A 20,336-nucleotide genomic window follows, 5' to 3' on the forward strand; every position below is an offset into this window, starting at 1 on the left:
AAAGCGCTTATATTTAAGTAATAAATTATAATTATTCTTGATTTTCTACAAAAGTATCCATCACAGCATCACTTACTCCCATATTACTAAAACCACCATCGTTATACAGATTTTGTAATGTAACTCTTTTTGTTAAATCACTAAATAACGTTACTGTATAATTAGCACAATCTAAAGCTGTAGCATTTCCTAAAGGAGACATTTTTTCTGCGTAAGCAATAAACCCATCAAATCCTTTTACACCTTGACCAGCTGTTGTTGGTGTTGGAGACTGCGAAATTGTATTTACTCTTACTTTTTTATCTCTTCCAAAGAAATATCCAAAACTGCGGGCAATACTTTCTAAATAAGCTTTATTATCTGCCATATCATTATAATCTGGAAAAACACGTTGTGCAGCCATGTATGTTAAAGCTACGATACTTCCCCATTCATTCATTGCATCTTTTTTATATAAAGTTTGCATTGTTTTATGAAAAGACATTGCAGATACGTCTGTTCCTTTTTGTGTCCAATCATAATTTTGATCTGTGTAAGCACGACCTTTACGAACGTTTACAGACATTCCAATTGAGTGTAAAACAAAGTCTATTTTTCCGCCTAATAACTCCATAGATTTTTCTACTAAATTTTCTAAATCTTCTAAATTAGTAGCATCTGCTGGAATAATATGAGATCCTGTTTTACTTGCTAATTGATCTATTTGTCCCATACGCATAGCTATAGGCGCATTAGTTAACACAAATTCTCCGCCTTCTTCATGTACACGTTCTGCAGTTTTCCATGCTATTGAGTTTGGATCTAATGCTCCAAATATGATTCCTTTTTTTCCTTTTAATAAATTGAATGACATATTAATAGTTGTTTCGTTTTTTTGTTATGAGATTTCAAATGTATAAAATAACTTTTTACTTTAAGTGATATTAATTTAATAATTGTTTAGCATGAGCTATTGCTGAATCTGATATTTTTGTTCCTCCAAGCATTTGAGCTAATTCTACTACTCTTTCGTCATAATCTAATTTAATTAAATTTGAAGTAGTTACATTATTAATATCTTCTTTATACACTTTAAAATGTGTATTTCCTTTTGCTGCTATTTGTGGTAAATGTGTAATGCTAAATACTTGCATTTGCTTACTCATTTGTGACATAATATCTGCCATTTTATTTGAGATTTCGCCAGAAACGCCAGTATCTATTTCATCAAAAATAATACTTGGTAGTTTTATGTATTGTGATAATATAGCTTTTATTGCTAGCATTATTCGCGATAATTCTCCACCTGAAGCCGCCTTTTTTAATGTATTAAATTGTCCGCCTTTATTTGCTGAAAATAAAAAACTTAATTGATCTTTACCATTACTTAAAAAGTCTGATGCAGGTATTAATGTAATTTCAAATTGTGCATTTGGCATTCCTAGTTTAGCAAGAATATTCTGCAATTGTCGAATTAAATTAGGTATTGCTTTATTGCGTTTTTCTGTAATAATTTTGGCTTGATTATTAAGTGTTTGTTTTATTTCTTCTATTTGGTTTTGTTTATCTACTATATCCTTATCTACATTTTCTGTAGCTTCAACTTTAATTGATAATTCTTCTTTAATTTTTATTAATTCTAACACATTTTGCGCAACGTGTTTTTGCATCAAATTATTTATAAGTGCAAGTTTAGCATCTACTTGTTCTAATCTAGATGGATTAACTTCTAAAATAGAGTGATAATTATCTATATCTGTCACCACATCATCAAGCTCTATTAAACAGCTATTTACGCGATTAAAAATATCTATATATTTATCTGAAATTGTTGAAAGTTTTTGAAGATTGTTTTTTACTTCTCTTAAGTTTTCTATAATTCCTACTTGCTCTTCTGTTAGTAATTGATTAGAACTCTCTAACTTTTCTTGTATTGCTTCAACATTACTTAAAACCTCATATTCTTCTTCTAAATCTTGCAACTCGCCTTCTTTAAGTTTTGCTTCTTCTAACTCTTTAAGTAAAAAAGAATTATAATCGTGTTCTTTTATAGCTTCTGCTTGAAATTGTTTTAATTCTAATAATTCCTTTTGAAGTATTTTATATGTTTTTAATGTCGTAGTATAAGACTTTAAATCTGCTTCTGTTTTTGCTAAAGCATCAATTACTTGAAACTGAAAACTATCATCTACTAATTGTAATGTTTCATTCTGTGAATGAATATCTATTAATTGTTCTCCTAGCTTTTGTAAGCTTGAAAGATTTACAGGCGAATCGTTTACAAAAGCTCTTGATTTTCCTGATGGTAAAATTTCTCTTCTAACAATTGTTTGCTCTTCATAATCCAAATCTTCTGAAGCAAATAATGGTTTTAATTTATAGTTAGAAATATTAAAAGTTGCTTCTATTATGCATTTTTTTTCAGGATTTTTTAGGCTTGACAAATCTGCTCTTTTTCCTAATATTAAAGATAATCCACCAAGTAATATAGATTTTCCTGCACCAGTTTCGCCAGTAATAATAGTAAAACCGTCATTAAAATTTACTTGCATTTGATCTATTAATGCATAGTTTTTTATAGTTAATCCTGTTAACATATAAGTAAGATATATTGATGGTTATTTAATAACTAATCCTAAAACTTAATATTTCGCCATTTTGAAGAATGCATTGGCGCAACTTTATTTAAAACATCTACCAATTCTACGATTTCTACACTTGGTCCATCTGAAAAGATTTGTTCGATTTCTTCTGCTTTGGCATCAAAAAATATTCTAGCTAAATAAGAATTTGGTCGTCTTCTGTTCATCTCTTTAAAATTTAAAAGCGATGTTGCAATTTGGTTTTTTGCGTCTTTTAAATTCGTACTAAATTGATCTAAGCCTTTACGGTGATAACTGTACATGACTTGTCTAAACTCTTTATAAGTTGGCGACATCAAATTATCTATTAAAGCAAATCTACTTTGTAAACCGTCTTCTAATTTCCAACCTTTATAATTATTTTGTTGAGAAAAGTTATTAATATTTTGTGCTTGTTTGAAGTATACATCACCTCCATTTTCTTCAAAACTATCTGCGTCCATACCTAATATCATATATACATGAAAGGATAATACCGAAATTAAATTAGACACATATTGATTTGGATTGTAAATTATATTTTGAAACTCGACATAATCAAAAGAAAAGTCTTTATCATTTATGTTATAGATTGGTGTTGTATAAGAGGCTCCAAAAACTGGTCTAGAAGATTGTATTTGTAACGTTGCGTTGTAATTATTTCCAGAATACTCTGTGATATTTATTACTAAATTACAATTAATACGTTCTTGAGGTTTAAACTCTTTATTTGTCCATTTTGTATTAGTAATAAATTCGGTTAGCTGGTTCTCTAGAGTTTTAAATTGTTGTAAATTTTCATTACCCGTTAATTGTGCATTTACAACTACAGTTGCATTAAACTCTTGAGCAAAACTAATACATTGAGTAAGTAAAATTAATACAAAAAGAAAATTACGCATTTATTGCAGTTATTATAGTGTTTATTATATCTGTTGCGACTTCGGTTTTAGATTTTAACTTAAATGTACTAATGTTTTCGTCTTTATCTATTAACGTAACTTTATTAGTGTCTGATTTAAAACCTGCACCTTTGTCCTGTAACGAATTTAATACAATTAAGTCTAAATTCTTTCTTTTTAGTTTGCTTTTTGCATTTTCTACTTCATTATTAGTTTCTAAAGCAAATCCTACTAAAAACTGACTTGTTTTTATTTCTCCTAAAGATGCTAACACATCTTTTGTTTTTTCTAGCTCTAAAGTTAACGTAGCATCTTTCTTTTTTATTTTTTGATTGGCTACATTTTTTGGTTTGTAGTCTGCAACTGCTGCTGCTGCTATAACAATATCACTATTAGAATAATATTTATGTGCAGCCTCGTACATATTTAAAGCACTAACAACAGGAACTATAGTAATTAAATTGTGATTTACTGTTTGATGTGTTGGACCAGAAATTAAAATAACTTCTGCACCTAAATTTGCTGCTGCTTTGGCTATCTCGAATCCCATTTTTCCTGAAGAATGATTTCCTATAAATCTAACTGGATCTATAGCTTCATACGTTGGTCCAGCAGTAATCATAACTTTTTTTCCGTTTAACGGTAGTCCGTTTAAAATATCCTTTTCTATAAACGATACGATATCTTCTGGCTCTGCCATTCTTCCTTGTCCAACTAATCCGCTAGCTAATTCACCAGAAGTTGCAGGTATCATTACATTACCAAATGCTTGTAATTTACTAAATGAATTTAAAGTAGATGGATGTTTATACATATCTAAATCCATTGCTGGAGCAAAATATACTTTACATTTTGCCGATAGATACGTTGCTAATAATAAATTATCGCAAGTTCCATTAGCCATTTTTGATAATGTATTTGCTGTTGCTGGCGCTATCACAAAATAGTCTGCCCAAAGCCCTAACTCTACATGGTTATTCCAAGTAGCGTTTTCGTCTTCTTCGTCTGTAAATGTGGAATATACAGGATTTTTGGAAAGTGTAGATAATGTAAGCGGAGTTACAAAATCCTTAGAAGCAGGTGTCATGACTACTTGTACATTGGCACCTGCTTTTATAAATTGTCTAACTAAAGTTGCTGTTTTATAAGCAGCTATACCAGCGCTTACGCCTAACAGTATATTCTTGCCACTTAAAATAGACATGCGATTACTTTTTGTTATCTTCTTCTGTGTTTCTGTAATAGATTTTATTATCTAACCATTCTTTAACTGCTAAAGCATGTGGTTTAGGTAATTTTTCGTAAAATTTAGAAACTTCTATTTGCTCTTTGTTTTCAAAGATTTCTTCTAAACTATCGTTATAAGTAGCAAATTCTTCTAACTTTTCAATTAATTCTTTTTTAATTTCAGAATTAATCTGCTCTGCTCTTCTTGAAATGATAGAAATAGCTTCGTAAATATTGTTTGTTGGCTCATCTATAGCATTTCTATTGTAAGTAGTTGTTGTTGATGGCGCATCGATTTTCTTTAAATCCATAGTATTAGATATTTGTGCTATATTTTTGTAATTGTTCTTTCAGGTCTTCGTTCATTTTATCGGCATCTGCTATAAACTCTGATCCTGAGTATAATCTTTTAAATGCGTTGTAATAAGTAATTGCGTCTTCTAATCTTTGCTTTTTCTTATACTCAACACTATTTATTGCTAATCTGTAAGCAGAATCAAATCTGTAATATAACGCTTTTTCGCGTAATGTAGATCCAGGAAAATCTGCTATAAAATTATCAAATGTTTTTATTGAAGCTTTATAATCTGTAATGTGATTATATTGTTTTGCTATACTGTAAGCTTTTAATTCTAATTTATATTCTAAATCTTTTACCGTTTTATTTATCTCTGGCATATGACTAGAGCTTGGATAAAGATTTGCAAATAGTTGTAATTTTTCTAAAGCATTTTGTGTTTCATGTTGGTCTTTAGAATATACTGGAGACAAAGCTGCATAACTCATAGCACTTTTGTAGTACGCTTCTTCTAACTTTTCACTTCTTGGGTAAGCAGATGTAAAACGTTCAAATTGGTAACCTGCAAGGTACTCTTCTCCTGTTTGGTAATATGTATCTGCGTAAAGAAACATTAATTTTTCTGCTTGAGGTTTACCTCTGTAAGCAGGAACAATTTGTTCAAATAAACGGTTAGCTTTGGTATACTTACCTTCGTTATACAATTGTTCTCCTAATTGAAACTTTGCAGCGATATCTTCAGATTTTAAAACTTTTTGATATTCACTACACGAATTAAAAAAAACTAATGCGACTAAAATATAAATTAAATGCTTCATAAAATTTTAACGAAGCGCAAAAATACGCTATTTATATGGATTTTAAAAATATTATTTAATTGCTAAAATAATTGTTAGCTTGTACTTTAGTATAGGTTTAAGTATAATTTAACTTTTATAAGGTGTTATACTATCTATCTTATCAAAATCTAATATAAGTTTACCGTCTTTATTGTAATAAAATGCTGGATTAAATTTATAATTTAGCTTTAAATCTTTAAAGTTGTAAGAATGTATTTGATGGACTTCTTGATTAAAGGATTGATCAAAATAAGTTATCATTACCACAAGCTCTGCATTTAAAAGATTTAATTCTTCATTTTTATATTCTATTAGCGGACTATCTTGATCTATTTCATGAACTATTGTCCATGTTGTTGGCAAATAATTTATTTGTTCGCGTTCTAATTTTAAGTTGTAAAACGATCGCTTATATTCGTTTTTATTATTCAACTTAGATAAAGCTAATGTTACAGTTGCTTTAGGTTTAATCATAACATTAGACCTATTATTTACTAATCTAAACATTATGGCTTTTGTAGTATTAAAATCCCTGAAAATTAAATTTTCACTAAATCTAATTGATGCTTTGGGTTTAGAGAATCGACCGTAAATTAACCCGGTTAAAAATGCAAACATGGATAGACCTAAAAACGCTTCAAAAGAAGATATAAAACCACTTAACATTCCATTTGGTGCTAAATACCCGTAACCTAAAGTGGTTAATGTTTGCGCCGAGAAAAATAATGCTGTTATAAAATTTTCTAATACACTATTGGTTGGCACCATTATTTGATCTACACCTATTAATAAATAGATTAGAGCAAATAACACATTTACTGCTGTAAATGCGACTATTGCTAATAAAAAAAATCTGGTCCAAGTGATGTTTATTAAGTAATGATAAGTATCTAAAATATTAGTCCTTTTATTTACTCTGTTTACATTAAAACTACCGTCAGAATTCATAATGCTTTGCGCAAATTCTGACGATTGTTCTCCTAAACCTGGATCTTTTATTTTTTTTGGCATTTAGATTGTTTTAAGCGCTTCTTTGATTTGCGCTTGCAATTCTTCTGTTGCTTCTACTAATGGCAATCTTACTTTATCACTACATAAATTTAAAGCTTTTAAAACAGCTTTGATACCAGCTGGATTATTTTCAGCAAAAATTAAATCTATCATTTTCATTAATTTAAAATGAATTTTATAAGCTTCTTTAGCTTTTCCTTCTAGACCTAATTGTATCATTTCACAAAATGGTTTTGGTAAACCTTGACCTATCACAGAGATTACTCCTGCGCCGCCAGCAAGTACAATACCTAAAGCCAAATCGTCGTCACCAGATATCACTGAAAAATCTTCTGGTTTATCTCTTAATAACTCTAAATATTGTTGTACGTTATTACCTGCTTCTTTTACCGCTACAACATTTTCAAAATCTCTAGCTAATCGTAAAGTTGTTGAAGGCTCCATGTTTTTGGCAGTTCTTCCTGGTACATTGTATAGAATTACAGGTATTGGACAAGCTTCTGCAACAGCTTTAAAATGTTGGTACATACCTTCTTGTGTAGGCTTAGAATAATATGGAGAAACAGATAATATTCCTGCAAAATCAGATAAATCTGTAGATTTAATTTCTTCTATAACAGCTGCTGTATTATTACCACCAACACCTAAAACTAAAGGTAATTGTCCTGCATTTGCTTCTTTTATAGTTTGTATAATTTCTTGTTTTTCTTGTTTAGTAATGGTTACACTTTCTCCTGTTGTACCACTAATTACGATGTAATTTGTACCATTTTCTATATTGTAGTTTACAATTTTTTTTAACGACTCGTGATCTACACTTCCATCATTATTAAATGGTGTTACAATTGCTATTCCTGTTCCTAAAAAAGGGTTATTCATCACTATAATTTATTTAAAATATTTAAGTATTTAACCAATTCTGTTTCAAATATGGTTGTATTGTTTATGTCTATATCTAGAATTAAATCGTTTACTTGTTCTTCTGCTAAAACACCAACTTTAAATTTTGCTTTTGTTATTGCTGATAAGAAAACAAGAGGTAATTTACTGGTTTTGTAAAAACTAATTAGCAAATCAAAATCTGTATTTGTAAAGGTTTTTAAAATATCTGTTTTTACGGTTCCTTTCCAACCTAAATCCTTTTTTGTAAAATTTAGGTCGTAAACATTTACTTCTTTTTGTTTTGGATTTACTAAAGCTATAATTTTAAGGTTAGTTGGATTTACGTTTAGTGTAGTAGACAAAGATTGCAGCCAATTTAAATCTTTAAATTCGCTTTGATCTACTATTACTCCTACTGTATTGATTTTATTTGTGTTAGAATCTACTACTCTATTTTTAACACATTTATCAATATAGTTTTTATTAGATTTTTCTTTTAAACCTTTTAAAATCATTTATCTTTATTGCTTTGTTACAAAGGTACTAATTGTAACAAGAAATTAACTTGAAATTTTTCAACTTTATTATGCAAAATAAAACGTTAGTATTGCTAATATTATTAAGTCTAGTGTTTTCTTGTAAACAAGACTTAAGCTTAACTAAAATAGAAGGTAAGCAAATACCAATCACAGATTCTATAGTCGCAGATAGCGACATAGACAACTTTATAAAACCTTACAGAGAAAGTCTTGAAAAAGACATGAATAAAGTCCTTTCTTATGCTCCAGAAACGTACCATAAAAACGACGGAGAATACAACACTGCTATTGGTAATTTAATGGCTCATATTGTTTTAAAAGAAGGCAATGCTATCTTTAATAAAAGAACTGGAGAAAACATTGATATAGTCTTGTTAAATCATGGTGGAATTAGAGCTCCAATTAACAAAGGAAACATAACTACAGAAACTGCTTTTCAAGTTATGCCTTTTGAAAATAGCATTGTAGTTGTTGCTTTGAAAGGTGCTCAAATAGATAGTCTTACGCATTACTTAAGTCAATCTAAAAAAGCGCATCCAATTGAAGGTTTACAACTAACTATAGACAAGGATTTTAACATCACAAAAGCCTTAGTTGATAATCAACCAATAGACTCTAACAAAACCTACTATGTAGCAACCAACGATTATTTATATAATGGTGGCGACAGAATGCGTTTTTTTAAAACCAACGATACCGTTTATTCTTTAGATTATAAAATTAGAAACGCAATGATTGATTATTTTTCTAAAGTAGACACAATACGACCTGTAATAGATAATAGATTTATTCAAACTAAATAAAATGAAACGTAGAGATTTTATACAACAAGCTACAGCAGCAACTGCTTTTGCTACAATTGGAGGATATGGATTTTCTTCGTTTACAAGTAAAAGCGCTAAAAAAATTACAATCTTACATACTAACGATGTACACAGTCATATAGATGCATTTGGACCAGAAGATGGCAGAAATGCTAATCAAGGTGGCGTTGCTAGACGCGCTACATTAATAGAGTCTATTAGGAATGAAAATCCTAATACACTTTTATTAGATGCAGGCGATATTTTTCAAGGTACACCTTATTTTAATTATTATGGTGGCGAATTGGAATTTAAACTTATGAGTAAGCTTAAATACGATGCTGCAACCATTGGTAATCATGATTTTGATAATGGTATTGACGGACTTTACGCTCAATTACCACATGCTAATTTTCAGTTTATTAGTGCTAATTACGATTTTAAAAATACCGTAATGGATACTCATGTAAAACCGTATCAAATTTTTATTAAAGACGGAATTAAAATAGGTGTTTTTGGAATTGGGATTAAATTAGATGGTTTAGTAGACAAAAAAATGTACAAAGAAACAGTGTACTTAGATCCTATTGAAACGTCTCAAGAAATGACTAGAATACTTAAAGAACAAGAACAATGCGATCTTGTAATCTGCTTATCGCATTTAGGATATCATTATAGAAAATCTCCAGAAAAGATTAGCGATTTAAATCTTGCTAAAGCTACCAAAAACATAGACTTAATTATTGGTGGTCATACACATACGTTTTTACCAAAACCAACGGTTGCACAAAATTTAGAAGGTAAAAATGTACTTGTAAATCAAGTAGGTTGTTACGGTATTAACTTAGGTAAAATAGACTTTTATTTTGATGCAGATAACAGTAAATCTGCAAACGGAACTTCGATTATTGTTTAATTAACGATTTGCTTTTTATCTCTAAAAGAGTATAAAAATAAATAAAGCCAAAGCCTATCGCCATTAAGACAATGTAGCCTATTTTTAAGAAAATTTCTTCTGTTATAAAAAAGTAGGCTACTTGTATCATTTCTGAAAATACAATACAAACACAAGCTAAAAATAGCAATAACGCTTGCTTAGTTTCAGTATATAAATAATACAATAAGGATTTAGAAAGTATTAGTAAGATTAATAGATTATAAAATACTTCCAAAAAAAACGGAAATGTAAAAACCTCTAAAGAATCATCTTGTAATATCATCTGATTAAGCGTATACAAGATATATAGATTAAAAGTGATTAAAATAAAAATATGAAATTTAAATTTTTTAATCAGTCGCTTTGCATCCATTCCTTTCAAAAAAAATGTAATTAAACTACAATACGCAGTCATTATAAATATATATGAGATATAATGATTGAATAATTCTGAAGTAAAAAACCACATTTTAAAAAATTCTGAAATCGCAAAACCTATTAAAAAAACAGTAAAGAATACATTTTTGTGTTTATTCTTTTTTGAATAAAAATAAATAAGTATTGGCAATATTAAAATCCATGAAATATCAGACATATATTTCAATTGAAAAATATGTCCTAAAATAGTTAGCACTATCAATACAAAAAGCACCATTGTGATGGTTTTGTATTCTATTAATTTCATTATTACACAGATTTTGGGAGTACAAAATTAAACAAAAGTACAGATAATCCAAAAAATCATGCATTTTATCGATTAACAGCAAGACAATATTTTAAAAAATACTCAAAAATCACATCGTTTTTTTGAGTATAATTATATATTACATAATATATTCTGTTAATTTCAATTGAAACTAACCAAAATATCAAAATAAAATGATTATTCAATAAAATTACGGTTTTTACCGTAATCTTAAATTTTAGGCTAATAAATTAACCTATCATTTGTAAAAAATCTTCTTCTGAAATAATTGACACGTTCAATTTTTCTGCTTTTTCCTTTTTGCTTGGTCCCATTTTATCGCCAGCAACTACATAATTTGTTTTAGATGAAATTGATGAAGACACTTTACCACCATTATCTTCGATAAGCTTTTTAAGTTCTGTTCTTGACACTTGATAAAACACTCCTGAAACCACAAAAATATTCCCTTCCAACTTATTGGTTTGATTGGCTAATTTTTCTGCTGAAATTTCTAACTGAACACCATAAGATTTTAATCGACTAATGATTTTTTGATTTTCTTCATTTGAAAAGAAGTCGACTACACTTTCTGCTATTTTTGTACCGATTTCATCTACATTAACCAACTCTTCAATACTCGCATTTTGTAAAGCATCAATAGATTTGTAATGTTTAGCTAATTTTTTAGCAACAGTTTCGCCTACAAATCTAATACCGATTGCAAACAATACACGCTCAAATGGAATTTGCTTTGAAGCCTCAATACCAGCGATTAAATTATCGGCACTTTTTTCTGCCATTCGCTCTAACGGAAGGATATCTTCTTTAGTTAATTCATATAAATCTGCAAAGTTATTTATCAATCCAGCATTAACTAAAAGCGCAACAGTTTCTCCGCCTAAACCTTCAATATCCATTGCTTTTCTTGAAATATAATGCTGAATTCTACCAATAATCTGTGGATTACAACCATTATAATTTGGACAATAATGCTTGGCTTCGCCTTCAATACGTTCTAATGGTGTATTACATTCTGGACAATTAGTAATGTATTCTGTTGGTTTAGAATCTGCTGGTCGTTCTTCTAAATTAACCGATATAATTTTAGGAATAATTTCGCCACCTTTTTCTACATAAACCGTATCTCCTACTCTAATATCAAGTTTTTCAATTTGATCTGCATTGTGTAAAGACGCACGTTTTACAATGGTTCCTGCCAATTCAACTGGCTCTAAATTTGCTACAGGCGTAATGGCGCCAGTACGACCAACTTGATAAGTAATTTCGTTTAAAACAGTACTTACCTGCTCTGCTTTAAATTTGTATGCGATTGCCCAACGTGGCGCTTTTGCAGTGAAACCTAACTCTTCTTGCTGGTATAAACTATTGACTTTTACTACAACACCATCAGTCTCGTAAGGCAAATCGTGTCTAGCATGATCCCAATGGTTTATAAATTCAAAAACTTCATCTATTGTATTGCATAATTTAGATTCTTTCGGTGCTTTAAAACCCATTTGTCTAGCGCGTTCTAAACTTTCAAATTGTGTTGTAAAATTGAAATTACTACCAACCAATCCATATAATAAACAGTCTAATGGTCGCTTTGCTACTTCCGCGCTATCTTGCAGTTTTAAACTTCCAGAAGCTGTGTTACGCGGATTTCTATATGGTTCTTCTCCGTTTGCAATGCGTTCTTCATTCATTTTGTTAAATCCTTCAAACGGAAGCACAATTTCACCTCTAATTTCAAATTGCTCAGGAAATGGCGGTTTTAATTGTAATGGCACGGAATTTATGGTTTTTACATTTGCTGTCACATCATCACCTTGTACACCATCGCCACGTGTAACAGCTTGCACTAACGCACCATTTTTGTAAGTTAAATTTATAGATGCGCCATCATATTTTAGCTCGCAAGTGTATTGCACATCACCATCTACCAACTTTTTAATTCTAGTTTCCCAATCTTTTAAATCTTCTAAAGAATACGAATTATCCAAACTATACATTCTGTGTGCATGCACAACAGTTTTAAAGTTTTTAGTCACTTCGCCGCCAACGCGTAAGGTTGGAGAATTTGCGTCGTAAAACTCTGGATGCGCTTCTTCTAACGCTTGTAATTCTTTAAGTTTAATATCAAAATCGTAATCGCTAATGGTTGGATTATCAAGTACGTAATAATTATAGTTATGCTGACGAAGCTCGTCACGTAGTTGGGTAATTTGTTCTTGTATGGTCATTTAAACTATATTTCTAAAATATTATAAAATGAGTCTTTAAGTTTATATTTTAAGTAAAAGCAATGGTCACTAGACTCATAACAATCTGAATTTGACATAAATTTAATTATAAATTCTTTGTTACTAATCCAATAAATTTCTTCTTCTGTTTTATTTAGGAATTGACTTGTATCAAAATCACTCTCTAAATAGTCTTCTAAATCATAAAAAAGCATGAAAGATTTTTCAATTTTATCATTCTTAATCCTATCTATGAATACTGTTCTTTGAGAAAGACATTCTAAATCATAATCTATAGACACCACATAATCTTTATTTGGCGACACATAAGGATAACCGCCTTCATATACATCATTAATACTTCCATTTTCTTTATTTATAAAAATGAAATTTGGATACGAAAACACCATAGAAGATCCAACCAAAAATGTATTAGGAAAATCTTGATCTTGATAAAGTGAAAATGTTTTTGTTGGACTATATTCTGAATGATAAGTCGTGTCTTTATAAACCAACTTTTCACCATTATCTGCTATTATTTTCAATGTATTATCCTGCTTATAATCTTTAGTAATATCCTGGATTTTTGGCGTTTTAATGATGTTGTTTTTGTATTTACTTATATCAACAACATTGATTTCAAATAAATCATCCATGCAAATAGGAAGCACTTCTTTACCTTTAATTGAAAAGCCTGAATTTTTATAAGCAAAATTGGTCTGTCCACAGTAAGAATCAAATAAATAACCATCAAAAATATAACCGTGATTATAGCTTTCAGTCGGAATTAAAAGATGTTTTAAATACGCTTGATAGTCTAAAATAATTTTAGCTTTTTTGCCTTTAATTGGTTGACCTTGATCATAAATAATGGTATCATTTTCAGAAGACTTTTCTATAGTGACTTTGTCTAAAAAGTTTAATTTACCTATTTGATTTCCAATTGAATCTCTAACAATCAATCCGCTACTTGCTTTTACTGATCTGGTATGTTCTCTAACTGCAGATTTTTTTTCTTTAAATGAAATTTTTCCGTTTTCATCCATTAAAAAATAATCGTAAGTAGTTTTCATCACTCCATCATCATAGTAATATGATTTTATATTGAAATTACTATCATAAAAATAAAATACCGTTTCGGAATTAGTTTTGTAAGGATAAACAACCTTTACATCTAATATAGACTTGTAATCATTAGTGTAATTTATCACCGAAAAAAACGATCCAACATTAGCCTGTACCGAGTAAAAAAGTAAAGTTTTATAGTTTTTAGAGACACTTAAATTGTGAATAATTTTTGTTTTTAAATGCTTATCTAAAGCGTATTCTTTTGATAAATGATACAGATGATGTGATTTATCATAATCATAAAACCTAAAACCTCGTTTAGTAATAGATATTATTGTATCTAACTGCAATGCTAGTTTTTGACTAAACTCAAGACCTTCAAAATCGTTGTATTTGTTTTTAGGCTGTAAAAAAGAAATGGTATCTATTAAAGGTGAAGTTTTTAATTCATAGCTATTTAAAAAATCAACAGTTTTTACTTTTTCTGCAATAGGTTTATTTGTGTTTTCATTTTCTTCTTTACAAGAAAATCCAACTAACAAAACCAACAAAAAAAGTAAAAATCTCATCATTTTTATGTCTAGATTTCGCATCAAATACGCAATGTACCTTTTACCATTCTATCCTTTCCAAAAAGATCTTGCTTTAACTGAATGTCTTTAAAGCCAAATTCTTCTAAAAGCGACATCATTTCTTTTCCAAGATATTCATTTATTTCAAAATACAATTCGCCATTTGGATTTAAATTTTTAGTCGCAAATTGCGTAATTGCTCTGTAAAATATTAGCGGATTTTCATCATCGACAAACAAAGCCAAATGTGGCTCGTGATTAAGCACATTGTCTTGCATTTGCTGTTTTTCTAATTGTCTAACGTATGGCGGATTGGAAACGATAATATCAAATTTGTTTGCTGAATCTAGTTCAGAATCACAGATTTTTAATATATCGTTTTCAATAAAATTAATGTCTACTTGGTTTAATTCTGCGTTTTTGTTTGCTATTTCTAACGCTTTCGCAGAAACATCTATCGCAGACACATTAGCATTTGGTAACTGTTTTGCTAGGCTAATAGCAATACAACCTGTTCCTGTACCAATATCTAAAATATTAAATTGGTTATTACCTTCAAAATTCTCAAGTTGACTGTTAGCATTAGTATTAGATAAAATTAATTCAACCAATTCTTCAGTTTCTGGTCTTGGAATTAATGTGTTTTCATTAACATAAAATGGCAAACCATAAAATTCAGTTTGCCCAATAATATATTGTATGGGCTCATGATTTTTTAAAGCTTCTAAAGCACTTTCATACTTTAAAACACAATCATTTTCAATAGTCAACTCTGTGTTTAAAGCTAAATCAAGTCGCTTAATAGCATTGTAGTATTCAGTTAGCATAAAGAAAAAAGTTTGCACTTCTTCTTTACCGTAAATGGCGTCTAAATGCTCATGAAATTTATATTTTAGATCTTTTAATTTCATCAAACTATTATAAATCTTTCAACATCCAAATACCACAATTAAAATGACCGGTATCACCTAAAGGTCCATCTAAAAACTTAAAACCATTGGTTTCGTAAATATGTATCGCTTCTTTAAGCTCTGGAATAGTTTCTAAATACGCGTTTTTAAATCCATAAGATTTAGCAGTTTCTAGGCATTTTAAAAATAGTTTTTTGCCGTAACCTTTTCCGCGTAAGCGATTAGAAAAATACATTTTTTGGATTTCGCAAACTTCGTTTTGGACATTGTTAAGTGGTTTTAATCCGCCGCCACCTTCAACTTTTCCATCTACAGTAACCACAAAATACACTTCTTTATCGCCTGCGTAAGATTCAAACATTTTTGGCGTTTCGGCATCTGCGTAAGCTGTACCTACTAAAGGCAAGTTGTACTCTATAAAAACTTCACGAATTACAGCTTCCATTTGCTTATTATCTTCTGGTTGGATTTCTCTTATTTCAATAGTCGAATTACTCACTTTAAAATGCTATTTTTACACAAATTTTTAGAGGTTGAAGATACAACAAACCTAATCACAGAGCAATGAAGAAAGTGTTATTCTTATTAACAATATTGACTTGTTTTTTTAACTGTACGGTTAACGAAACACCAGAATTTATTGGTGTTAATACTATTGAAGTTGAAGATTCTAATTCTAAGTTTATTACGCTTAAAGCGGAAGCAGAATTTTTAAATCCTAACGATATTGGTGGAACTTTAAAAACCGATGACCTTAAGGTGATTATTAATAACAACGAAATCTCGTCTGTTACTACCGAAAGTTTTGACGTGCCTGCAAAAGATAAATTCACCATTCCTTTACGTGCAAAAATTCCAACAGATAGTTTATTTAGTGATAAAAACTTAAGCAGCATTTTAGGTAGCTTATTAACTAAAAATATGAAAGTACAGTACGTTGGTGATATTGATTATAAAATCATGGGATTTTCGCACAAATACCACATAGATGTTATTGATAACGTAAAAATCAAACTATAATTTGAACGATCAATTTTACATACAACGCGCTTTACAAGTTGCCAAAAACGGATTAGGAACAACGCGTCCAAACCCAATGGTTGGCTGCGTTATTGTGGTTGATGACAAAATTATTGCCGAAGGTTTTACTAGCGCATATGGCGGTAATCACGCCGAAGTCAATGCCATTAATAAAGTAGCCGATAAGAATTTGCTAAAAAAATCAACGCTTTATGTAACCTTAGAACCTTGCAGCCATTACGGAAAAACGCCACCTTGTAGCGATTTAATTATTCATCATAAAATCCCAAATGTTGTAATTGGTTGTGTAGATGATAATCCTGAAGTTGCTGGAAAAGGCATAAAAAAATTAATGGAAGCTGGTTGCAAAGTTAGAGTTGGTATTTGTGAAGAAGATTGCAAAGCGCATCACAAGCGTTTTTTTACGTTTCATAATAAAAAACGACCTTATATTATTTTAAAATGGGCAGAAACCGAAGACGGTTTTATCGCTCCAAATCAAAGGGATAAACAAGCACCAGTTTGGATTACCAATACATTTTCTAGGCAATTAGTGCACAAATGGCGTGCCGAAGAACAAGCGATTTTAGTAGGCACAAATACAGTTTTACAAGATAATCCTACTTTAACGGTAAGAGATTGGACTGGCAAAAATCCAACACGAATTGTATTAGATAAAAGCGAAAGTTTGGATCAAACTTTTTCAGTTTTTAATGCTGAAGCTAAAACTTTAACCTTTAAAGACACAACTGCAAAAGCTATTTGCGACCAATTATTTAAAGCTGAAATAAATTCGGTAATTATTGAAGGTGGCGCAAAAACATTACAACTGTTTATTGATGAAAATCTTTGGGATGAAGCTCGTGTATTTAAAGGAAAAACAACATTTAAATCTGGTGTAAAAGCACCAAAATTTAATAGACAACGTATTGAAACGTCTCATATTTTAGATGACACGTTGTCTATTTACAAAAACGAAAACAATTAATAAATGATTAAAACCATCATATTTGATTTTGGAGACGTATTTATCAATTTAGATAAAGAAGGCGCTTTAAAATTAGCTTTAGAAAAATTTGAAATTACTGAATTAGACGAAGAACTTCAATCTATAAACGCGTTGTATGAGCAAGGTTTAATATCTACAGACGAGTTTTTAGACTTTTACGCTGATAACTTTCCAAAATTGAATAAAGACGAATTAAAATCTATTTGGAATTTTATTTTAAGAGATTTCCCAGAACATAGACTAAAGTTTATCAAACAATTAGCAAAGGACAACAATCATCAATTAATATTATTAAGTAATACTAACGAGCTTCACATAGATTACATCAAAAAGAATGTTTCTTTTTATGAAGAATTTAAAAATTGTTTTGACCAATTCTATCTGTCTCATGAAATTAATTTAAGAAAACCCAATGCAGATATTTTCAATTTTGTATTAACTGAAAATAATCTCAAAGCAGAAGAATGTCTTTTTATTGACGACACTTTAGAAAACACACAAACTGCACAACAATTAGGAATTAATGTTTGGAATAACAATCCAGCTACCGAAGATATTGTTGATATTTTTACAATTAAAAAGGAGTTATTTTAATAAAATTCGTCAGTTAGAGTGAATTTTTATAACCTCTTAGTTCACGATACAATTTTTCGTACCTCAAAATTACTCGAACTGACGCATTATTATATTTTTGTTTAAAATATTCAATATAAATAAATGTACTTACTGCTTAGCATACTAGCTTCTACATTAATATTTATCATTTTTACTTTAGTTGGTAAGTATAAAATAAATACACTGCAAACTATTGTATTTAATTACTTTACTGCGTTTAGCTTAGGTGTTATTAGTTACAGTCAGCCAATAGATACTCAAAACATTATACAATCCAAATGGTTTTATGGCGCAATTGGTTTAGGCGTTTTATTTATTTCAATTTTTAACGTTATGGCTTTAACAGCGCAACGTAACGGAATTTCAGTTGCGTCTGTTGCTAGTAAAATGAGTGTGATCATTCCCATAATTTTTGGACTTTTTGCTTATAATGAAAGTTTAGGTTTACAAAAAGCGGTTGGTATTTTATTAGCATTAGTTGCTGTGTATTTAGCGTCGGTTAAAAAACGTAGCGAAACTGGTTTTGCATTAAAAGGACTTTGGCTTCCGTTATTGTTATTTTTTGGATCTGGCGTTATTGATACATCCATAAAATATATCGAAACTAATTTTATTCCAGATGGCGATATCCCAATATTTTCGGCATGTATATTTATGATGGCTGGATTAATTGGTGTTGGATTTATTTCCGCGAAAGCGATACAAAAACAATTCACTTTTGATAAAAAAGCAATCCTTTCTGGATTTATTTTAGGTATAGTAAACTACTACTCTATTTACATGTTATTAAAAGCTTTAGATGCCGAAAATTTTGAAAGTTCGACCATTTTCACTGTTAATAATGTAGCTATTGTAATGCTTTCAACCTTAGTTGGATTGCTATTTTTTAAAGAGAAATTATCTATAAAAAATTGGTCAGGGATTGCTATTGCAATTATATCTATTATATTAGTGACTTTAGCTTAATTTATGGAAAACGATACTTACAAAACCATTGTAAAACCAAATGACGAAGTACTTTTTAAAGACAAAAACTCTAAGTTTTTTGGGTATGCATTTCCTGTAAAAAATGAAGATGAAGTTAAAGCACACATCGAAGATCTAAAAAAGCAACATCACAGTGCAAGACATTGGTGCTATGCGTACCAAATTGGATTTGAAGAACCTAATTTAATATACCGCGCCAATGATGATGGCGAACCTAATAATAGTGCAGGAATGCCAATTTATGGTCAAATTCAATCTTTTGAAGTTACCAATGTACTAATTGTAGTTGTTAGATATTTTGGTGGTGTAAAATTAGGTGTTGGCGGATTAATAAACGCTTATAAAACCACAGCACAAATGGCATTAGAGGCTTGTAAAATAGTGACTAAAACCATAAATGTAGATTTTGTAATCATATTTGATTATAAAAACATGAACAAGGTGATGCGTGTTATCAAAGAGAAAAATCTAAATATCACTAACCAAAAATTAGAATTAGATTGCCAAATTACTATTTCTGTAAGAAAAAAAGATGCTAATACGATAGCATCTATTTTTGATAGTATTTACGAAGTAGAAATTAAAGAATTAGATAACTAATTTCTTAAGGCTTCTAAAAAATATTTTGGCGGTCGCGTTGGTCGTTTTGTTGTCATGTCTATAAATGCTAAAACGACTTCTGCAGTACATAATAATTCGTCGTTTTGATTAGTTAATTTATACTCAAATTCTACTAAAGCAGTAGGCTGTTTTTTAAGTTGAGTTTTTACTTTAATAACATCATCATAAACAGCTGATTTTTTAAAATTTATAGCTAAAGAGACTACTGGTAAACCTATACCATTTTCTTCCATGTTTTTATAAGAAATACCGAGTTTACGCAACCATTCAATTCTAGCCATCTCTAGATATAGCGCATAATTACCGTGATGAACAACACCCATTTGATCGGTTTCTGCATATCTAACTCTTATTTCAATTTCATCAGGTTTTATTGCCATTTTTAAATATTTTTTTGTAGTTTCGAAACAATGACCAACATGAGAAAAAAAAACTAAAAATTCAACACCTTTTCATTTTTTTTTTAAGTTTTTTGTTCACATATTTGTCGAGCTATAAATTAAGGCCTTTTCCCCTAAATTATATAGGCCAAGAAACTAACAATAAAACACTTTTAATAGTATT

General features: G+C 29.8%; 22 protein-coding genes. 7 read left to right on the top strand and 15 right to left on the bottom strand.

Annotation, left to right across the window (positions count from 1 at the left end):
- Positions 1 to 31 precede the first annotated feature (31 nt).
- The 9 genes from IFB02_RS13810 to IFB02_RS13850 form a co-directional block, all read right to left on the bottom strand.
- Positions 32 to 853, bottom strand: a complete 822-nt coding sequence (locus IFB02_RS13810; protein ID WP_106688953.1) for an enoyl-ACP reductase FabI — start codon at positions 851 to 853, stop codon at positions 32 to 34.
- A gap of 70 nt (positions 854 to 923) precedes the next feature.
- Complete coding sequence (recN, locus tag IFB02_RS13815) at positions 924 to 2,576, bottom strand: DNA repair protein RecN (RefSeq protein WP_191072878.1); 1,653 nt, start codon at positions 2,574 to 2,576, stop codon at positions 924 to 926.
- Between the two features lie 38 nt (positions 2,577 to 2,614).
- Positions 2,615 to 3,502 carry a type IX secretion system protein PorD gene (porD, locus tag IFB02_RS13820; RefSeq protein WP_106688955.1) on the bottom strand — a complete coding sequence of 296 codons (888 nt, stop codon included), beginning with the start codon at positions 3,500 to 3,502 and terminating at the stop codon, positions 2,615 to 2,617.
- The gene (coaBC, locus tag IFB02_RS13825) at positions 3,495 to 4,706 is read right to left on the bottom strand and encodes a bifunctional phosphopantothenoylcysteine decarboxylase/phosphopantothenate--cysteine ligase CoaBC (protein ID WP_106688956.1); all 1,212 of its coding nucleotides are present in this window, start codon (positions 4,704 to 4,706) and stop codon (positions 3,495 to 3,497) included. Before coaBC ends, porD begins: the two co-directional genes overlap by 8 nt.
- Before the next feature lie 4 nt (positions 4,707 to 4,710).
- On the bottom strand, positions 4,711 to 5,040 hold the full coding sequence (locus IFB02_RS13830) for a DNA-directed RNA polymerase subunit omega (RefSeq protein WP_106688957.1): 330 nt from the start codon (positions 5,038 to 5,040) through the stop codon (positions 4,711 to 4,713).
- Positions 5,041 to 5,044: 4 nt separating this feature from the next.
- Positions 5,045 to 5,845: an outer membrane protein assembly factor BamD gene (locus tag IFB02_RS13835; protein WP_106688958.1), complete on the bottom strand. Its 801-nt coding sequence runs from the start codon at positions 5,843 to 5,845 to the stop codon at positions 5,045 to 5,047.
- A gap of 108 nt (positions 5,846 to 5,953) precedes the next feature.
- Entirely contained in the window at positions 5,954 to 6,877 is a 924-nt protein-coding gene (locus IFB02_RS13840) for an ion channel (RefSeq protein ID WP_106688959.1), read from the bottom strand.
- Positions 6,878 to 7,756: a 4-hydroxy-tetrahydrodipicolinate synthase gene (dapA, locus tag IFB02_RS13845; protein WP_106688960.1), complete on the bottom strand. Its 879-nt coding sequence runs from the start codon at positions 7,754 to 7,756 to the stop codon at positions 6,878 to 6,880.
- Positions 7,757 to 7,758: 2 nt separating this feature from the next.
- Positions 7,759 to 8,274, bottom strand: coding sequence for a DUF6913 domain-containing protein (locus IFB02_RS13850; protein ID WP_106688961.1), 516 nt, complete (start codon positions 8,272 to 8,274; stop codon positions 7,759 to 7,761).
- 71 nt (positions 8,275 to 8,345) lie between these two features.
- Between IFB02_RS13850 and IFB02_RS13855 the strand changes: the two genes are divergently transcribed.
- A complete protein-coding gene (locus IFB02_RS13855; RefSeq protein ID WP_106688962.1) occupies positions 8,346 to 9,101 on the top strand; it encodes a 5'-nucleotidase C-terminal domain-containing protein in 756 nt (251 codons plus the stop codon).
- Position 9,102: 1 nt separating this feature from the next.
- Positions 9,103 to 10,017: a bifunctional metallophosphatase/5'-nucleotidase gene (locus tag IFB02_RS13860; protein WP_106688963.1), complete on the top strand. Its 915-nt coding sequence runs from the start codon at positions 9,103 to 9,105 to the stop codon at positions 10,015 to 10,017.
- On the opposite strand, the gene IFB02_RS13865 is transcribed toward IFB02_RS13860, so the two are convergent.
- From IFB02_RS13865 to IFB02_RS13885, 5 genes are all read right to left on the bottom strand, one after another.
- Complete coding sequence (locus IFB02_RS13865) at positions 10,007 to 10,723, bottom strand: hypothetical protein (protein ID WP_106688964.1); 717 nt, start codon at positions 10,721 to 10,723, stop codon at positions 10,007 to 10,009. The genes IFB02_RS13860 and IFB02_RS13865 overlap by 11 nt on opposite strands.
- A 251-nt stretch (positions 10,724 to 10,974) precedes the next feature.
- Positions 10,975 to 12,969 carry an NAD-dependent DNA ligase LigA gene (ligA, locus tag IFB02_RS13870; protein ID WP_106688965.1) on the bottom strand — a complete coding sequence of 665 codons (1,995 nt, stop codon included), beginning with the start codon at positions 12,967 to 12,969 and terminating at the stop codon, positions 10,975 to 10,977.
- Between the two features lie 5 nt (positions 12,970 to 12,974).
- On the bottom strand, positions 12,975 to 14,606 hold the full coding sequence (locus IFB02_RS13875) for a hypothetical protein (protein WP_106688966.1): 1,632 nt from the start codon (positions 14,604 to 14,606) through the stop codon (positions 12,975 to 12,977).
- A gap of 23 nt (positions 14,607 to 14,629) precedes the next feature.
- Positions 14,630 to 15,520 (bottom strand): peptide chain release factor N(5)-glutamine methyltransferase, encoded by an 891-nt coding sequence (gene prmC / locus IFB02_RS13880; RefSeq protein ID WP_106688967.1) that lies wholly within the window; start codon positions 15,518 to 15,520, stop codon positions 14,630 to 14,632.
- A 7-nt stretch (positions 15,521 to 15,527) separates the two neighbouring features.
- A complete protein-coding gene (locus IFB02_RS13885) occupies positions 15,528 to 16,019 on the bottom strand; it encodes a GNAT family N-acetyltransferase (protein ID WP_106688968.1) in 492 nt (163 codons plus the stop codon).
- 65 nt (positions 16,020 to 16,084) lie between these two features.
- Here IFB02_RS13885 and IFB02_RS13890 point away from each other — a divergent pair, with 65 nt between their 5' ends.
- The 5 genes from IFB02_RS13890 to IFB02_RS13910 all read left to right on the top strand — a co-directional run bounded on the left by IFB02_RS13890 (position 16,085) and on the right by IFB02_RS13910 (position 19,751).
- Positions 16,085 to 16,540, top strand: coding sequence for an LEA type 2 family protein (locus IFB02_RS13890; protein WP_106688969.1), 456 nt, complete (start codon positions 16,085 to 16,087; stop codon positions 16,538 to 16,540).
- Between the two features lies 1 nt (position 16,541).
- On the top strand, positions 16,542 to 17,528 hold the full coding sequence (gene ribD / locus IFB02_RS13895) for a bifunctional diaminohydroxyphosphoribosylaminopyrimidine deaminase/5-amino-6-(5-phosphoribosylamino)uracil reductase RibD (RefSeq protein ID WP_223878851.1): 987 nt from the start codon (positions 16,542 to 16,544) through the stop codon (positions 17,526 to 17,528).
- A 3-nt stretch (positions 17,529 to 17,531) separates the two neighbouring features.
- Complete coding sequence (locus IFB02_RS13900; protein WP_106688970.1) at positions 17,532 to 18,143, top strand: HAD-IA family hydrolase; 612 nt, start codon at positions 17,532 to 17,534, stop codon at positions 18,141 to 18,143.
- 123 nt (positions 18,144 to 18,266) lie between these two features.
- A complete protein-coding gene (locus IFB02_RS13905) occupies positions 18,267 to 19,130 on the top strand; it encodes an EamA family transporter (RefSeq protein WP_106688971.1) in 864 nt (287 codons plus the stop codon).
- 3 nt (positions 19,131 to 19,133) lie between these two features.
- Entirely contained in the window at positions 19,134 to 19,751 is a 618-nt protein-coding gene (locus tag IFB02_RS13910) for an IMPACT family protein (protein ID WP_106688972.1), read from the top strand.
- Here the strand turns inward: IFB02_RS13910 and IFB02_RS13915 are convergent.
- The gene (locus IFB02_RS13915) at positions 19,748 to 20,146 is read right to left on the bottom strand and encodes an acyl-CoA thioesterase (RefSeq protein ID WP_106689222.1); all 399 of its coding nucleotides are present in this window, start codon (positions 20,144 to 20,146) and stop codon (positions 19,748 to 19,750) included. The genes IFB02_RS13910 and IFB02_RS13915 overlap by 4 nt on opposite strands.
- Positions 20,147 to 20,336: the final 190 nt, after the last annotated feature.

The sequence above is a fragment of the Mesoflavibacter profundi genome, assembly GCF_014764305.1.
In the GTDB taxonomy this organism is placed as follows: Bacteria; Bacteroidota; Bacteroidia; order Flavobacteriales; family Flavobacteriaceae; genus Mesoflavibacter; species Mesoflavibacter profundi.

Coding starts and splice junctions, on each gene's coding strand:
- IFB02_RS13810 (WP_106688953.1), bottom strand. CDS start 853: ATGTCATTCAATTTATTAAAAGGAAAAAAAGGAATCATATTTGGAGCA.
- recN (WP_191072878.1), bottom strand. CDS start 2,576: ATGTTAACAGGATTAACTATAAAAAACTATGCATTAATAGATCAAATG.
- porD (WP_106688955.1), bottom strand. CDS start 3,502: ATGCGTAATTTTCTTTTTGTATTAATTTTACTTACTCAATGTATTAGT.
- coaBC (WP_106688956.1), bottom strand. CDS start 4,706: ATGTCTATTTTAAGTGGCAAGAATATACTGTTAGGCGTAAGCGCTGGT.
- IFB02_RS13830 (WP_106688957.1), bottom strand. CDS start 5,040: ATGGATTTAAAGAAAATCGATGCGCCATCAACAACAACTACTTACAAT.
- IFB02_RS13835 (WP_106688958.1), bottom strand. CDS start 5,845: ATGAAGCATTTAATTTATATTTTAGTCGCATTAGTTTTTTTTAATTCG.
- IFB02_RS13840 (WP_106688959.1), bottom strand. CDS start 6,877: ATGCCAAAAAAAATAAAAGATCCAGGTTTAGGAGAACAATCGTCAGAA.
- dapA (WP_106688960.1), bottom strand. CDS start 7,756: ATGAATAACCCTTTTTTAGGAACAGGAATAGCAATTGTAACACCATTT.
- IFB02_RS13850 (WP_106688961.1), bottom strand. CDS start 8,274: ATGATTTTAAAAGGTTTAAAAGAAAAATCTAATAAAAACTATATTGAT.
- IFB02_RS13855 (WP_106688962.1), top strand. CDS start 8,346: ATGCAAAATAAAACGTTAGTATTGCTAATATTATTAAGTCTAGTGTTT.
- IFB02_RS13860 (WP_106688963.1), top strand. CDS start 9,103: ATGAAACGTAGAGATTTTATACAACAAGCTACAGCAGCAACTGCTTTT.
- IFB02_RS13865 (WP_106688964.1), bottom strand. CDS start 10,723: ATGAAATTAATAGAATACAAAACCATCACAATGGTGCTTTTTGTATTG.
- ligA (WP_106688965.1), bottom strand. CDS start 12,969: ATGACCATACAAGAACAAATTACCCAACTACGTGACGAGCTTCGTCAG.
- IFB02_RS13875 (WP_106688966.1), bottom strand. CDS start 14,606: ATGAGATTTTTACTTTTTTTGTTGGTTTTGTTAGTTGGATTTTCTTGT.
- prmC (WP_106688967.1), bottom strand. CDS start 15,520: ATGAAATTAAAAGATCTAAAATATAAATTTCATGAGCATTTAGACGCC.
- IFB02_RS13890 (WP_106688969.1), top strand. CDS start 16,085: ATGAAGAAAGTGTTATTCTTATTAACAATATTGACTTGTTTTTTTAAC.
- IFB02_RS13900 (WP_106688970.1), top strand. CDS start 17,532: ATGATTAAAACCATCATATTTGATTTTGGAGACGTATTTATCAATTTA.
- IFB02_RS13905 (WP_106688971.1), top strand. CDS start 18,267: ATGTACTTACTGCTTAGCATACTAGCTTCTACATTAATATTTATCATT.
- IFB02_RS13910 (WP_106688972.1), top strand. CDS start 19,134: ATGGAAAACGATACTTACAAAACCATTGTAAAACCAAATGACGAAGTA.